Genomic DNA, 14,263 nt, shown 5'->3' on the forward strand with positions numbered 1-14,263 from the left:
GTCCTTCGATAGTCGGTCGTGATGGTTAGGTAAGGCTTACCTTATTCGGACGACCCGGTAAAGGCGCACCCGGGGTCATTCCTGAAATCTCATAGAAATAGAGGGCGGCGCGCTTATGACCAAGATCACGAACGCCCAGCAAGTGGAAACCGGCGCCGGCAAACATGCGCCGGGCCATCGCGTGCCGCTCGTCCGGATCGGCCAGCACGCGGCGCACCCGGGGATCCGAGACGGACAGTCCCTCGGCGATCGCGCGGACCATCGCGCGGCCCAGGCCCCGGCCGGTCCGGTCGCGGTCGCCGATCGCCAGGTGGATGCCGAGGTCGTACGGGCCGGCGTCGTACCGCAGCCCGACGACGTCCCGGGGGGTGCGATAGATCTCCACGTACGCCAGTGGATCGCCCTCGTAGGACACCAGGCACGGCCGTGAGCAGTCCCCGGCCAGCTGCCCCGCGATCGCGTCCGCCCAGCGCCCGGGCGTCCACGCCTGCTCCCAGAACAGGTCCACGTGCGGCTCGTTCATCCACCGGCTGACCAGCTCCGGATCGTCCCCCTCGGCCTCGATCACCCGGATCGACCAGGGCGCCTCGAGGACCGGCAGGGGCGGGGGCCCCGCCGCGACCACCGCCGCGGCGAGACCGTCCGTCACCTCGCGGGCCGACACTCAGGCGGCCTTCTTGGCCGCGTCCGAGATCACCGGCAGGACGTTGTCGATGAGGTACTGCACGGAGAGCGCGGTCGGCGAGCGCAGCGCCGAGAACTGCGGGGCGGTCAGCGCCTGGTAGGAGCCGCGCTTGACCGAGGCCAGGCCCTTGAACAGGCTGTTGCCCTCCAGCGCCGGCTGCAGGTCCGGCTCGGCGTAGTAGACCAGGGTCACCCCGGCGTCGAGCACGGCGACCTTCTCCAGGCTCAGCTGCACCGCGAACTCGTCGCCCTTCAGCGCGGCCACGGCCGGGGCCAGCTTCATGCCGAAGTCGTTGAGCATCTTCACGCCGGCGTCCTTGTCGGACCGCAGCACGCCGATCGAGCCCGCCTCCCACATCTGGCTGAGCGTGAACTCCTTGCCGGTCAGCTCCGGGTGGTCCGTCTTGGCCTTGGCGACCTTGCCCTCGACCTCGGTGACGAGCTGCTCGGCCTTCGCGCTCTGGCCGACCGCCTTGCCGACCTGCCGCAACGTGGTCTGCCACGGGTCCTCGAAGGCGCCGGTGGTCTCGTACGCCGTGGTCGGCGCGAGCTTGCTGAGCTTGGCGTACTCGTCGGCGATGTAGTAGTCGCCGCCGGCCAGGATCAGGTCGGGCGCGAGCGCCGCGATCTTCTCCACGTCGAAGCCGGTGTCGCCGGCGGTGAGCATCGTCGGCTTGCGGGTCAGCAGCGGCCGGGCCCAGTCCGTGATGCCGCCCTCGCCGCTGGACTCCGCCACGCCGACCGGCTGCACGCCGAGCAGCAGCAGCGCGTCGAGGTCGGCATCGGACAGCGCCACGACGCGCTGCGGGGCCGCCTTGACCTCGGCGGTGCCGAGCTTGTGCGTCAGGGTGACCGGGAAGCTCGCGGCCGCGGCTGTCGAGGAGGCCGGCGCCGCCGTGTCGTCACCGTCGTCGCCGCCGCACCCGCTGAGCACGGTCAGCCCGGCGGCGAGCGCAAGTCCGGCCGCGAGAGCGCGGCGGGAAACGGAGATGGGGAAGGACATGTGGGACCTCTCGATCGCGAAGTTAGGTGAGGCTAAGCTAAGCGACGCTTCGCTGTCGAAGCAATACGGGGTCCTTGTTTTGGTAAGGCTAACCTTTCATAGGATTTCAGCAATGGACATGAGGGAAAACAGATAGTGGTCACACTCCGGCTCGCCCGCCCGGCGCCGGTCGCACACCGTCGCGGCTGGACGCTGATCGGCCTGATGGCCGCGGTCGCCGTAGCCGTCGTCCTGAGCCTGTCGATCGGCGCGCAGACGCTGAGCCCGGCCGAGATCTGGCACGCGCTCACCGCCCCGGACCCATCCGCGCCGGCCACCGCCATCATCCGCGAGCTCCGTCTGCCCCGGACGATCCTCGGAGTCCTGGCCGGACTCGCCCTCGGCGGCGCCGGCGCGCTGATGCAGGGCCACACCCGCAACCCCCTCGCCGACCCGGGGCTGCTCGGCATCTCGGCCGGCGCGTCGTTCTGCGTGGTCATCGCCATCCAGTACGGCGTCGGCTCGCTCACCGGCTACATCTGGTTCGCGTTCGCCGGGGCGCTGCTGGCCAGCCTCGCCGTGTTCGGCGTCGCGGCCGGCGCGCGCGGCGGGCCCACCCCGGTCACCCTCGCACTGGCCGGGGTGGCGATGAGCGCGCTGCTCAGCTCGTTCACCCAGTCGCTGCTGCTGACCGACGACGCCAGCCTCAACGTCTTCCGCTTCTGGGTGGTCGGCTCGATCTCCGGCCGCGGCTCCGACGTGTCCGCCCAGGTCGCGCCGTTCATCGCGATCGGGCTCGTCCTCGCCCTGGTCAACGCGCCGGCACTGAACGCGCTCGGCCTCGGCGAGGACGTTGCCCGGGCACTGGGCCAGCGCATCCTCCCGGCCCGGATCGTCGGCGTGGCAGCGATCGTGCTGCTCGCCGGGGCGGCCACCGCGGCGTGCGGGCCGATCATCTTCCTCGGGCTGATCGTCCCGCATCTGGCCCGCCGGCTGACCGGTCCCGATCACCGCTGGCTGATCCCCTGCTCGGCGCTGGCCGGGGCGGTCCTGCTGCTGATCGCGGACACCCTCGGCCGGGTCGTGCTGCGGCCGGCCGAGCTGCAGACCGGGATCGTGCTGGCCGCGGTGGGCGCGCCGTTCTTCATCGCCCTCGTCCGCCGCCGCGCCGGGGCGGTGACGTTGTGACCTCCTCCACTCAGTTGCGACCGCGCGGCCGGCTCGTGCTGAGCGCCGGGCGGTTCACCGCCACCATCTCTCCCCGTGGCGTCGCGATCGGGCTGATCGGGCTGGTGGCCGTGATCGCCGTCGCGGTGGTCAGCATCGGTTACGGCAGCTTCACGATCGCGCCCGGCGACGTGGTCGCCACGCTGCTCGGCGGGGGCACCACGGCGCAGAAACTGATCGTCCTCGACCTGAGACTCCCGCGGATCCTGGTGGCGCTGCTGGTCGGCGCGGCCCTCGCGGTCTCCGGGGCGCTCACCCAGACGTTCGCGCGCAACCCGCTGGCCAGCCCGGACGTGCTCGGCGTGAACCGGGGCGCGTCGCTCGGCGCGGTGGCGGTGATCGTGCTCGGCGGGTCCGGCGCGGCCGGGGTCCCCCTCGCCGCGCTGGGCGGCGCGCTGGTCACCGCCGCCGCCGTCTACCTGCTGGCCTGGCGGCGCGGCGTCGACGGCTACCGGCTCGTGCTGATCGGCGTCGGGGTCGGCGAGATCGTCAACGCGGGCGTGTCCTGGTTCCTGATCCGGGCCGAGATCGTCGACGCGGCCCGCGCCACGATCTGGCTCAACGGCTCGGTCGCCGGGGCGGAGTGGGCACAGGCGCGGCCGCTCGCCCTGGCCCTGGTCGTGCTGCTGCCGCTCGCGGTGGCGACGGCCTTCACGTTGCAGGCGTTGCAGTTCGGCGACGACGTCGCACGGTCCCTCGGCGTACGGCTGCGGTGGGCGCAGTTGGCAGTGGTGCTGACCGCCGTGGCCCTCGCCGCCGCCGCGGTCGCCGCCGCCGGCCCGATCGAGTTCGTCGCGCTCGTCGTGCCACAGATCGCGCTGCGACTGTGCGGCGGCTCACGCCCGCCGCTGATCGTGTCGGCCGTCCTCGGCGCGCTGCTGGTCGCCGGCGCGGACCTGGTCGCGCGCGTCGCGCTGCCCGGGCGGGAACTGCCGGTCGGGCTGGTCACCGCCATCCTCGGCGCGCCGTATCTGCTGTGGCTGCTGATCCGCACCAACCGGAGGAACACATGACCTCGTCCGAGGATCTCCGCGACAGCCGGGCGCCGGGCGCCTCGGACATGGGCGTGGACGACACCGGTGACGCCCGGACCGGAGCCCCGGCGGGCGGGTCGGGCAGTCGGTTGCGGGCGCGCGGGCTGCGGCTCGGCTACGGGGACGACATCGTGGTGGACGGGCTCGACCTGGACATTCCGGATCGGGCGGTGACCGCGGTCGTCGGCCCCAACGGTTGCGGCAAATCCACGATGCTGCGGGCTCTCGGGCGACTGCTCAAGCCGTACGCCGGAGAGGTCCTTCTGGATGGCCGCCGCATCGACCGGATTCCCACCCGCGAGGTCGCCCGGGTCATCGGCATGCTCCCCCAGTCCCCCGTCGCACCGGACGGGCTGACCGTCGCCGACCTGGTCATGCGCGGCCGTCATCCGCATCAGACGTGGTTCCGCCAGTGGTCCGGCGCCGATCAGGACGTCGTCACCGAGGCCCTGGAGTGGACCGACATGCGGGAGTTCGCGGACCGTCCGGTCGAGGCGCTCTCCGGCGGTCAGCGCCAGCGCGCCTGGATCTCGATGGCCCTCGCCCAGGGCACCGACATGCTGCTGCTCGACGAGCCGACGACCTTCCTCGACCTGGCCCACCAGATCGACGTGCTGGACCTGGTCAGCCGGCTGCACCGGGAACGCGACCGGACGATCGTCATGGTGCTGCACGACCTGAATCTGGCCGCCCGGTACGCCGGGCACGTGATCGCGATGCACGGCGGCCGGATCGTCGCGCAGGGCCCGCCGGCCGAGGTGTTCACCGTGGAACTGCTCGCCGAGGTCTTCGGCCTGACCGCGATGGTCGTCCCCGACCCGGCGACCGGCACGCCGCTGGTGGTCCCGCTCCCCCGGGCCGCCTGAGACCGGACCGGTGGGCGCGAACGTGCGCCGCGCCCACCGTAATTCCTTGCGCAGGCAGGCAGAATCAGCGCAGGGTGTCCACGTCGATGACGAAGCGGTAGCGGACGTCGGACTTGAGCACCCGCTCGTACGCCTCGTTCACCGCGTCGGCGCTGATCACCTCGACCTCCGGCGCGACGTTGTGCTCGGCGCAGAAGTCCAGCATCTCCTGGGTCTCGGCGATGCCGCCGATGCTGGAGCCGGCGAACGAGCGCCGCTGGCCGAAGAGCGCGAACACCGGGACCGGCAGCGGCTCCGGCGGTGCGCCGACGCTGACCATCGTCCCGTCCAGGCGCAGCAGCCCCAGGTAGGCGCGCATGTCGATGGGCGCGCTGACCGTGTTGATGATCAGGTCGAAGCTGTTCTTCAGCGTCTCGAACGTCGACTCGTCGCTGGTCGCGTAGTAGTGCTGCGCGCCGAACGCGAGTCCGTCGTCCTTCTTGCCGAGCGTCTGCGACAGCACGGTCACCTCGGCGCCCATGGCGGCGGCGATCTTGACGGCCATGTGACCGAGACCGCCCATGCCGACCACGGCGACCTTCTTGCCGGGCCCGGCGTTCCAGTGCGCCAGCGGCGAGTACGTGGTGATGCCCGCGCACAGCAGCGGCGCGGCGGCCTCGTACCGGATCGCCTCGGGAACCCGCAGGACGAAGTCCTGGTCGACGACGACGTGCGTCGAGTAACCGCCCTGCGTGACGGTGCCGTCCCGGTCGACGCTCGCGTAGGTGCCGACGTTGCCGCCGGTGCAGTACTGCTCCAGCCCGGCCTTGCAGTTCTCGCACTCGCGGCACGAGTTGACCATGCAGCCGACGCCGACCCGGTCACCGACCGCGTGGCGGGTGACCTCGGCGCCGACCTCGGTGACCACGCCGACGATCTCATGGCCGACGGTCAGGGGGTAGGGCACCTTGCCCCACTCCCCGCGCACGGTGTGGATGTCGGAGTGGCAGATCCCGGCGTAGCGGATCTCGATGAGCACGTCGCGCGGCCCGACGTCACGCCGCTCGACGGTGGCACGCACGAGCGGGTCGGTGGCGGAGGTCGCGGCGATCGCGTTGACGGTGAGAATGATGCCCTCCAAGTACGGGTGTTACGACAGTCGCCGCGGTGCGGCAGACCAATAACACTTACCCCGTCCCGCGCCGGCAAGTCACCAGCGAGGGGTGTACCAGCAGTACACGGCCGATCTGCCCGGATCAGCCGCTCGGGACCGCGGCGTCGCGGCGGCGCGGCTCCGCGGCCGGGGACTTGTCCGCCGGGGGCAGCGGCGGGCGCGGCACGGTCAGCACGAACGTCGACCCGTGCGGCGAGTGCGGCCGGTACCCGACGGTGATCCCGCCCGCCGACGCGAGCTGCCGGACCAGATAGAGGCCGAGCCCGGTGCCCGGCTTGGTGATCGCGACGCCGGTCTCCGCGCGGGCGAACCGGTCGAACAGGTGCGGGACGAACGCCTCCGGCACGCCCTCGCCGTTGTCGATCACCTGGATCTCGACGTGGTGCGGCCGGCCGATGACGTGGACGGTGACCGGCGGGGCGCCGTACTTGACCGCGTTGCCGATCAGATTCCCGAGGATCAGCTGCAGGTGCGTGGGGTCGGCCAGCGCGATCGCCCGGTCCGGCGCCAGCACCGTGATCGCCTGGCCCGGCGGCAGCCCCTGCGCCCTGACCGCCTCCGGGACCAGGTGCGAGAGGTCGAGCACCACCGGGCGCGCGATGATCGCGCCGGCGTCGAGCTGGGCGAGCGTCAGGATCTCCGCGACGAGCTGGTCGGCACGATGCCCGGCGGCGGTCATCTGCCGTACGTACCGGATGCGATCCTCGTCGGGCAGCTCGGGCCACTCCTCGATCAGCAGCTCGCCACCGGACACGATCCCGGTCAGCGGCTGCCGGACGTCGTGGGTGAGCATCGTGATGAAGTCCGCCATCTGGGCGTTGGCCAGCTGCAACTCCTCCGCCCGGTCGGCGAGCTCGGCCTGCTGCCGGTCACGGGTGCGCTTCAGGGTGTTCCGCTCGGTCATGTCGATGATCTGCGCGGCGAAGAACTGCGGCTGACCGCCCTGGTCACGCAGCAGGATGCTGGTGACGATCACCTCGAGGTAGTGACCGTCCGCGTGCCGGTAACGTTTCTCCAGCTCGAAGCCGTCGAGCCGGCCGGCGCGGCAGTCGTTGACCACCTGGACGCAGGGATCCGTGTCGTCGGGGTGGGTGAACTCGGTGAAGTCGTGACCGACCAGGTCGTCGGGCGGGTGCCCGAGCATCCGGGCCAGCTCCGGGTTGACGCGCAGGAAGCGGCCCCGCGGGTCGGCGATCAGCATCCCGATCCGGGAACTGTCGAAGACCTTGCGGAAGCGCTGCTCGCTGGCCCGCAGAGCGCCGCGGTTGCGGCGGGCGCGGGCCGCGGCCGCCACCACCAGCAGCCCGACCGTGGCCGCGGTGATCACCGCCGCCCGCCCGGCCGTCTCGTTGCCGTGCCCCGCGCCGAACAGCACCTCCTCGGGCACGGTCGCGGACAGCCGCCACGGCGCGCCCGGGACCTGCATCGCCGCGTAGCGCCACCACCGGCCGCCGGCCCGGTACCGGCCGTGATCCTTCCCGGTCAGCGCCCGGGCCAGGTCGGGGTCGCTCGCGCCCAGCGACGCGCTGGCCGGGTCGAAGGGCTGGTTGCTGGCGGCGATCATGCCGCTGTTGTCGGTCAGCTGCACCCGGATGTCGCTGAACGTCCACGCGGTGGAGAGATACGACGACAGGGGGCTGTCGTTGATCGCCACCGCCCCGGAGAACACCCGCCGGCCCGAGGTGGTGTCGAACGGCACGGCGAAAGCAACCACCGGGTCGCTCCGCACGGCGGATTCCACCACCGCGGACACCGCCGGACGGCCGTCGCGGGCCGCGGTGCGCAGGTGCTCGTACGCCGGAGTGAGATCCTTTCCGGTCATCGCGGGGTCGTCCGGAACAGCGTGCAGCAGCCGTCCCCGCGCGTCCAGCAGCACCGCAGCCGGATAGCCGAAACCGCCCACCGAGCGGGCGAAGTCGCGCTGGCTCACCACCGGGTCGGCCAGCAGCGCCCGGGCCTGCGCCTGCTCCCGATCGAGCAGGTCGGTGACGTAGCTGCCGACGAAGTCCCGGATCAGGTCGAGCCGCATCTCGAACCGCTGGACCAGGCCGGCCCGGCTCTGCGACTGCGCCCAGAGCAGCGCCGCCGTCCCGCTCGCGGTCAGGACCAGCCAGATCGCCAGGGGAACGGCCACGAATTGCCACCATGCCCGTGGCGACCAGCCGGCTCGCACTCCCCTACTTTTCTCCGCCGGGCGCGGGGGCGCAGGCAATTCCGGCAATCCGGCGGCCGGGCGCGATCGTGCGGTACGGCGAGGCCGTGCCGCGCATCCGTTCATCGACGGTGCCGTCCTTCACTGCTCGGCCGCATCTTCTTCCGGTGGATATCCTCTTCGCGTCGATATCCTCTTCGCGTGGATGACGAGGACATATCGGCGATTGTCATTGACCGCCTGCTCCAGGCGCTGGCGGCACAGCTCGGAGCATCCGGTGAGCTCACCGCCGGGGCGGCCGGGGCGCTCGCCGACCTGAGCCGGGCCGAGGCGGGCGTGATCTTCGGTCAGGCGGGACATCTGGCGCATTACGGCTACGAGGACCTCCCGTTGGAGACGCTCATCCGGGCCATCACGGCCGTCCAGCGCCGCGACGTTCCGCAGGACGCGCCCTTCAAGCCCGGCGACGAGGTGCGGCTCGTCGGTGAACTGCCGGAAGTCTTCGCCGGACACCACGAGGCGTTGCTCCGCGAGATCGTCTTCGTCGTCCGTTTCGCCGGCCGCGGCCCGGACCTCGAGATCCAGTCCGACCTGGCCGAGGACTGGATGATCGCCACCGTCCCGATCACCGCTGTGGAGCACATAGCACCTGGCCAAGACGTGTTTTAGCCTGCATCTCCGACGGGCGAAGAAGAAAATCTTCTTCAGTGGAAATAGAGACGCCCGCATGCGAGGTTGCCGTTCACGGAGAGTCGGATCACGACGAGGGAAGCAGCGAGCATGAGTGACGACACCGCCACGGCACTGGCGAACGACCGGGTCATCGACATCACCACGATCGGCCGCAAGTCCGGTCAGGAACGCAGGATCGAGATCTGGTTCCACCGGTTGGACGGCCGCTACTTCATCACGGGCACGCCCGGCCGGCCGCGCGACTGGTACGCCAACCTCGTCGCGAACCCCGGGTTCACCTTCCACCTGAAGGAAACCACCACCGCCGATCTGCCCGCGGTCGCCAGGCCCATCACCGACCCGGCCGAGCGGGAGAAGGTTTTCGCCGGCCTGCTGGCGCCGCTCACCGACTTCACCACCAAGCCGGGCCAGGAGCCGGAGGTGTGGGTGTCGACCAGTCCCCTGGTCGAGGTCACCTTCCCCTGACGGGCGCAGCACCGCAGCCGGGCGAACCGCCGGCGGGCGGGCGATCTCCGTCCCCCACCGGAACCGGTCCACGGGTTAGCCTGCGCTCCATGGCGAGCGAGCTTGAAGAACTGATCGTCGCGGACGCCGAGGAGTTGCGTGCGTGGCTGCTGGAGCACCACACCACCTCGGCCGGGGTGTGGCTCGCGCTGACCCGCAAGGGCGGGACCGTCACGACGCTGACCTGGCAGCAGGCGGTGGACGAGGGCCTGTGCTTCGGGTGGATCGACGGTCAGGCGCGCAAGCGTGACGAGGCCACCTCGTGGATCCGGTTCACCCCGCGCCGGGCGCGCAGCATCTGGTCGCAGCGCAACGTCGCGCACGTCGCCCGTCTGGAGGCCGCCGGCCGGATGCAGCCGGCGGGACGCGCCGCGGTCGAGGCCGCGAAGGCGGACGGGCGCTGGGCCGCCGCCTACGCCCCGCCGTCGGAGGCCGAGGTGCCCGCCGACCTGCTGGCCGCGATCGCCACCGAACCCGCTGCCCAAGCCATGCTCGACGTCCTGACCAAGGCGAACCGCTTCGCGCTGATCCACCGTCTCAACGCGGTGAAACGGGCCGAGACGCGGGAGCGCAAGATCAGGGAGTTCGTCGCGATGCTGGCCCGCCACGAGACGTTCTACCCGCAGAAGGCCAGGCCCGACGGCCCGGCGAAGGCTCAGGACGAGCGGGGCATCTCGGCGCCGGAGCAGAGGGATCCCAGGTAGACGCTGAACGTTCCGTCCGCCGGGGAACGGTCGGCCTGGGCGGTCGCCCACGGCTTGCCGTCCCGCATCGCCACGAAGGTCTGCCTCGACGAGTCCACATAGCCGTCCTGGACGTGACGCCACGTCACCGGCTTGTCGAGCTGCGCGGCCAGCCCGGCCAGTGCCACGTCAGCGGTCGGCCCGGTCCCCGGCCGGTACACCCATTCGACGAGCGACCTGTTCGGCGCGCTGCAGCCGAGCGCGTCGAGCGCTCCGGTGCGCCAGGCGCCGGCCGGGTCCAGCACCTCGATCGTCACCGGCGGGTCCTGCCGGCTCCCGGTGTCGTAGGCGCAGTTCAGGGTGACCGGCCCCGGAGCGACGCCGAGAACCAGATCGGTGCCCGCCTCCACCGGCTCGCCCCCGCCCGATTCGGGCAGCCGATCGCTGCTGTAGTCGAGATAGACACCGGACGCCCCGGACGTGCTCTCCACGTGCACGTGCACGCCGTCGCCGCGGGCCGCGAACCGGGTTCCGGAGATCACGGTGCCGGACGGGGAGCAGACCACGTTCACCACGTCGGGAGCCTCCGGGGCGCGGCTCGTCGCGGCGACCTGATCGGTGCCCGCGGTGGGTGCGCCGCATCCCGCGGTGATCCCCAGCGTCGCCGCGATCACCGCCGTCGTGACAGGTCTGCTCATACCCGGTGCCCCGTTCCTCATCGCTGCGCCGCAGGCCGGCGGCGCGTCGTGCGGGTAGGACGCACGTGCCGCGCCCCCGGTTCCCGCCGCGGCCGGAGACGATCACGATCACGAGCCTTCCCGGGTACGACGGAGCCGCGCACATCCGGACGTATCGATGTCGCACGAGTTCGATCTCGGGTATCGGCGGCCCGAGGTTCGTGTCGTATCGTCGGACGGTGCCCGAACCTGCTGCGCGCCGCGACAATGCGGCTCTGAATCGTGCTGCCCCTGGTCCGTCGCGTGCCGAGGGGCAGCCGCGCCCTGCCGCCGGCCAATCCCGCCCGGCCGGTCAGCCCCGCGCCGCCGGCCAGCCGCGCCCCGCCAGTCAGCCGCGCCCGGCCGGTCAGTCGCGCCCGGCCGGTCAGCCGCGCGTCGGCGGTCAGCCGCCGCTCAAGACGAAGGCCGAGAAGCGGGCCGAGGCCAAGGCCGCGCGGGCGCGCGCCCGCGCCATGGAGAAGCGCCGCCGGCTGCTGTCCGTGACCGGCGCCGCGATCGTGGTGCTGGCCCTGATCGTCGGGCTGTTCGTGTGGATCGGCAACTCGTCGGATTCGAGTCCGAACGCCACGACCGCGAGCGCGGATCCCACGCCGGCCGCCACCGCGTCGAGTGCGGCGTTCCCGCCGCTGCCCGCGGGCGCCGACCCGGCGCTGGGCAAGAAGCCGGCCGTGTCCGGGGGCAAGGGTGCCGTCACCCAGCTCAGGACGACGACCCTCATCGAGGGAACGGGCGCGGCTGTTCAGTCGGGTCAGACCATCAATGTGAACTACGTCGGTGTCACCTACGCCGACGGCAAGGAGTTCGACTCGTCCTGGAGCCGGTCGGAGCCGTTCAGTTTCCAGATCGGCGCCGGCGGGGTCATCAAGGGCTGGGATCAGGGTCTGATCGGGGCCAAGGTGGGCAGCCGGGTCCAGCTCGACATTCCCGCCGATCTGGCGTACGGCGAGCATCCGACCGGCGGGCAACCTGCCGGCACGCTGCGCTTCGTCGTCGACGTCCTGGCGGCTTCCTGAGGTAGGTAGCACCGGGGCGACGTCTACGACTCGACGGTCGCCTCGGTGCCGTACATCCGTGCCGTGCGGGGTGACGGGCAGGGCCGCCCCGCACGACACGGCGGGATCAGCGCACGGTCCTGCTTCCCTGGTCCTGGGTGTCCTTGGCGATGCGAACCAGTTCCATCAGGCCACCCGCGTACTCCTGGGACTCGGCGTGGGCCTCGTCGTAGGGAGGCTGGAACCCGACGCCCTCCCACTGCTGGGTCGCCTCGTTCCAGATGTCGTTGCCGACCTCGAAGTCCCAGGCGGCGATGCCGAGCTCGTAGTAGAGCTGGTCGGCCGAGTTCCCGGCAGCCGAGTAGAGCACGTCGGCGACCGGGCCGGTGTAGGCCGGCCACGTCACGGTGCCACGTGACGCCGCGATGGCGCCGACGATGCGACGAGCACTGTCCAGGAAGAACTTCGACTCGTCGATGGACGGGCGGGGCAGCGTGACCCGGCCGTCGGCCTTGTACGAGCCGGGCGGCCACATGAAGTAGCCACCGTAGGAGTGCACGTTGAGCGCGTACCGGATGTTCGGGTGCCCGGTGGCGAGCGCGATCACGTTGCTGCTCTCGGCCTCCGACAGCTCGGCCGTGCCGGCGTAGGTGCCGGAGAGGCAGTTCGGGCTGCCGCCCACGTACCCGTCGAAGTAGGAGCCGACCGTGTAATTGCGGTTCACGTCGACGCCCCACGCGTTGCGGTTGCGCGGATCCCGGTCGGCGCCGGTGCAGTGGTTGACAAGATTCTTCCGTTGGAAGTTGAAGTCGTTGAAGGAATAGTTCGCCCCGTCCGGGTTGACCGTCGGAATGATGAAGACGTCGACGTTGTCGACAAGTTCCTTTGTCGCCGGGTCGGTGGAGTAGTTCGCCAGGAGTCGCTCGGCGAACTCCAGGGTGACCAGCGGCGTCGCCCATTCCCGGGCGTGTTCCTGGGAGTAGGCGAGCACGCCGATCTTGGAGCCGTCACGCACCTTGCCGATCCGCAGCGCCTGCACGGTCCACGGTTTCTTCGACACCTCGGTGTCGGCGAGCCCGTCGTCGAGCCGGACCGGCGCGACCACCGGCATCGGCAGGCCGGCGGAACCGTTCTCCACGACCGCACGGAACCGCTGCGGATACCTCGCGGTGATGAACGCGGCCACGTCGTCGGTCGTTGAGATCGTCTTGCCGGCGTTGTCGGTGGCCAGGCGCACGGTCAGGACGCGGTCGGCGTAGGAGGCGGCAAGCGGGCGGTTCTTGGCACCCGGGTCGACGGTGCGCACCTGCACCCCGTTCATGCCCTGGTCACCGAACTTGACCGACTCCACCACGACGGCGGCGGCGTTCGGGTCACCGAGGTAGGCCACTGCCGTACGCCGATAGCCCTGGGTCTTGTCCGGGAGGTTGATGACGTCGACGAGCTTCGGGTACTGCCGGGCCAGCCGCTTGATCCGGGCGGCGATGTCGGTCGGCGTCATGTAGGCGGCGATGAAATCCTTCTGGTACCCGGCGGGCGCCGGTGGCGGCGTCGCGGCCGGCCACGCCGACGGTGTCACCGCACGGGACTTTCCACCGAGACTGGACGTGGCGGAGACCTTCACCGGCTTGCCGGGCAGCGGCTGCGGCACCGCGTAGTGGTACTGGTACTCGCCGGAGTCCTCGAACCGGACCAGCGGATACGTGCCGGTGGTGCCGTCCGCGGTGGTCCAGGTGACGGTGATCTCGACGTCCGGATCGTCGGTCGCGGTCGTCGCCACCTGCGTCTGCACGAACGTGCGCCCGTTGGTCGTCCACCAGTAGGCCTGCAGGAACTGCAGGGTGTCCGCGGCCGCGGTGAGCTTCGACCGGCGCGCCGGCGCACCCGACTCGGTCCCGATCACCTGCACCGGCACCGCGCCGGTCTTCATCAGCTCGGCGAGCTGCACGTCGTCGACGACGACATCGGCGAGAACGGCGCCGGCATCGGTCTTCGGCCGGGCCGCGAGATCGGCGCCGTGCGCGACGAGACGGTCCAGCGCGGCCTGATCGGCCAGCCGGAAACGGATCAGCGCATGCTCGCCGCTGCTGAGCGAGATGGCCGGGGCTGCTGCTGCGGTGGGTTCGGCGCTCGCCGGATTCGCGGCTAACGAGGAACCCAGGATGAGCAGGGCGGCGGTGGCCACCCAACGGACTCGGAGCGACATCTAGCCTCCTGGGCATAGAAGAACGTGACAGTCACCCCATCGCGGCAATCGACCGATGTCAACATCCTGGCGGACCTTGCGTGACGTTCGGTCCGCGAGGCCGCTGCCACTCCCGGCTCGCACGCGGCGCACGCCCTGCGGACCGGGCCCAGCGCGGACCTCGCGCGGGTGTGGCGGGGCGCGCTGCCGGGTGGAGCCGAGGCGCGGTGTGGCGGGGCGGGGTGTGGCCGGGCGGGGTGTGGCCGGGCGCGGTGTGGCCGGGCGGGGTGTGGCGGGGCGCGGTGTGGGGTGGGGTGGAGGTTGGGTCCGGGGTGGCGGGGAGGGTTGCGGGGTGGGGCTCGGGTGGGGTG

The 14,263-nt window shown here is 71.4% G+C and carries 13 protein-coding genes; 7 read left to right on the forward strand and 6 right to left on the reverse strand.

Annotation, left to right across the window (positions count from 1 at the left end; genetic code table 11):
- Positions 1-25 precede the first annotated feature (25 nt).
- The gene (locus Acy02nite_RS16085; RefSeq protein ID WP_203741341.1) at positions 26-664 is read right to left on the reverse strand and encodes a GNAT family N-acetyltransferase; all 639 of its coding nucleotides are present in this window, start codon (positions 662-664) and stop codon (positions 26-28) included.
- Entirely contained in the window at positions 665-1,687 is a 1,023-nt protein-coding gene (locus Acy02nite_RS16090; RefSeq protein ID WP_203741342.1) for an ABC transporter substrate-binding protein, read from the reverse strand.
- A 204-nt stretch (positions 1,688-1,891) separates the two neighbouring features.
- Between Acy02nite_RS16090 and Acy02nite_RS16095 the strand changes: the two genes are divergently transcribed.
- The 3 genes from Acy02nite_RS16095 to Acy02nite_RS16105 are packed head-to-tail and all read left to right on the forward strand — an operon-like array spanning position 1,892 to position 4,793.
- The gene (locus Acy02nite_RS16095; protein WP_203741384.1) at positions 1,892-2,854 is read left to right on the forward strand and encodes a FecCD family ABC transporter permease; all 963 of its coding nucleotides are present in this window, start codon (positions 1,892-1,894) and stop codon (positions 2,852-2,854) included.
- Positions 2,851-3,906 (forward strand): FecCD family ABC transporter permease, encoded by a 1,056-nt coding sequence (locus Acy02nite_RS16100; RefSeq protein WP_203741343.1) that lies wholly within the window; start codon positions 2,851-2,853, stop codon positions 3,904-3,906. Before Acy02nite_RS16095 ends, Acy02nite_RS16100 begins: the two co-directional genes overlap by 4 nt.
- 47 nt (positions 3,907-3,953) lie before the next feature.
- The gene (locus Acy02nite_RS16105) at positions 3,954-4,793 is read left to right on the forward strand and encodes an ABC transporter ATP-binding protein (protein ID WP_203741386.1); all 840 of its coding nucleotides are present in this window, start codon (positions 3,954-3,956) and stop codon (positions 4,791-4,793) included.
- A gap of 64 nt (positions 4,794-4,857) precedes the next feature.
- Here the strand turns inward: Acy02nite_RS16105 and Acy02nite_RS16110 are convergent, their stop codons facing one another.
- Together Acy02nite_RS16110 and Acy02nite_RS16115 are read right to left on the reverse strand one after the other, a co-directional pair.
- The gene (locus tag Acy02nite_RS16110; protein WP_203741387.1) at positions 4,858-5,901 is read right to left on the reverse strand and encodes an NAD(P)-dependent alcohol dehydrogenase; all 1,044 of its coding nucleotides are present in this window, start codon (positions 5,899-5,901) and stop codon (positions 4,858-4,860) included.
- Positions 5,902-6,028: 127 nt separating this feature from the next.
- Positions 6,029-8,080: a sensor histidine kinase gene (locus tag Acy02nite_RS16115; RefSeq protein ID WP_203741344.1), complete on the reverse strand. Its 2,052-nt coding sequence runs from the start codon at positions 8,078-8,080 to the stop codon at positions 6,029-6,031.
- A gap of 219 nt (positions 8,081-8,299) precedes the next feature.
- Between Acy02nite_RS16115 and Acy02nite_RS16120 the strand changes: the two genes are divergently transcribed.
- The 3 genes from Acy02nite_RS16120 to Acy02nite_RS16130 all read left to right on the forward strand — a co-directional run bounded on the left by Acy02nite_RS16120 (position 8,300) and on the right by Acy02nite_RS16130 (position 9,999).
- The gene (locus tag Acy02nite_RS16120; protein ID WP_203741345.1) at positions 8,300-8,767 is read left to right on the forward strand and encodes a hypothetical protein; all 468 of its coding nucleotides are present in this window, start codon (positions 8,300-8,302) and stop codon (positions 8,765-8,767) included.
- Between the two features lie 111 nt (positions 8,768-8,878).
- Positions 8,879-9,256 (forward strand): nitroreductase/quinone reductase family protein, encoded by a 378-nt coding sequence (locus tag Acy02nite_RS16125; RefSeq protein WP_203741351.1) that lies wholly within the window; start codon positions 8,879-8,881, stop codon positions 9,254-9,256.
- Between the two features lie 89 nt (positions 9,257-9,345).
- Complete coding sequence (locus Acy02nite_RS16130; protein WP_203741353.1) at positions 9,346-9,999, forward strand: YdeI/OmpD-associated family protein; 654 nt, start codon at positions 9,346-9,348, stop codon at positions 9,997-9,999.
- On the opposite strand, the gene Acy02nite_RS16135 is transcribed toward Acy02nite_RS16130, so the two are convergent.
- Positions 9,951-10,676 (reverse strand): hypothetical protein, encoded by a 726-nt coding sequence (locus Acy02nite_RS16135; RefSeq protein ID WP_203741355.1) that lies wholly within the window; start codon positions 10,674-10,676, stop codon positions 9,951-9,953. The two genes, Acy02nite_RS16130 and Acy02nite_RS16135, sit on opposite strands and share 49 nt — an antisense overlap.
- Positions 10,677-10,894: 218 nt before the next feature.
- On the opposite strand from Acy02nite_RS16135, the gene Acy02nite_RS16140 reads away from it, so the two are divergent.
- The gene (locus tag Acy02nite_RS16140; protein WP_239174897.1) at positions 10,895-11,728 is read left to right on the forward strand and encodes an FKBP-type peptidyl-prolyl cis-trans isomerase; all 834 of its coding nucleotides are present in this window, start codon (positions 10,895-10,897) and stop codon (positions 11,726-11,728) included.
- A 106-nt stretch (positions 11,729-11,834) separates the two neighbouring features.
- On the opposite strand, the gene Acy02nite_RS16145 is transcribed toward Acy02nite_RS16140, so the two are convergent.
- Entirely contained in the window at positions 11,835-13,913 is a 2,079-nt protein-coding gene (locus Acy02nite_RS16145) for a M14 family zinc carboxypeptidase (RefSeq protein WP_203741357.1), read from the reverse strand.
- Positions 13,914-14,263: the final 350 nt, after the last annotated feature.

The organism is Actinoplanes cyaneus, assembly GCF_016862095.1.
In the GTDB taxonomy this organism is placed as follows: domain Bacteria; phylum Actinomycetota; class Actinomycetes; order Mycobacteriales; family Micromonosporaceae; genus Actinoplanes; species Actinoplanes cyaneus.

What these genes read in the sequence shown, in the direction of transcription:
- Acy02nite_RS16090 (WP_203741342.1), bottom strand. Translation starts at nt 1,687, where the DNA reads ATGTCCTTCCCCATCTCCGTTTCCCGCCGCGCTCTCGCGGCCGGACTT.
- Acy02nite_RS16145 (WP_203741357.1), bottom strand. Translation starts at nt 13,913, where the DNA reads ATGTCGCTCCGAGTCCGTTGGGTGGCCACCGCCGCCCTGCTCATCCTG.
- Acy02nite_RS16095 (WP_203741384.1), top strand. Translation starts at nt 1,892, where the DNA reads ATGGCCGCGGTCGCCGTAGCCGTCGTCCTGAGCCTGTCGATCGGCGCG.
- Acy02nite_RS16135 (WP_203741355.1), bottom strand. Translation starts at nt 10,676, where the DNA reads ATGAGCAGACCTGTCACGACGGCGGTGATCGCGGCGACGCTGGGGATC.
- Acy02nite_RS16130 (WP_203741353.1), top strand. Translation starts at nt 9,346, where the DNA reads ATGGCGAGCGAGCTTGAAGAACTGATCGTCGCGGACGCCGAGGAGTTG.
- Acy02nite_RS16125 (WP_203741351.1), top strand. Translation starts at nt 8,879, where the DNA reads ATGAGTGACGACACCGCCACGGCACTGGCGAACGACCGGGTCATCGAC.
- Acy02nite_RS16105 (WP_203741386.1), top strand. Translation starts at nt 3,954, where the DNA reads ATGGGCGTGGACGACACCGGTGACGCCCGGACCGGAGCCCCGGCGGGC.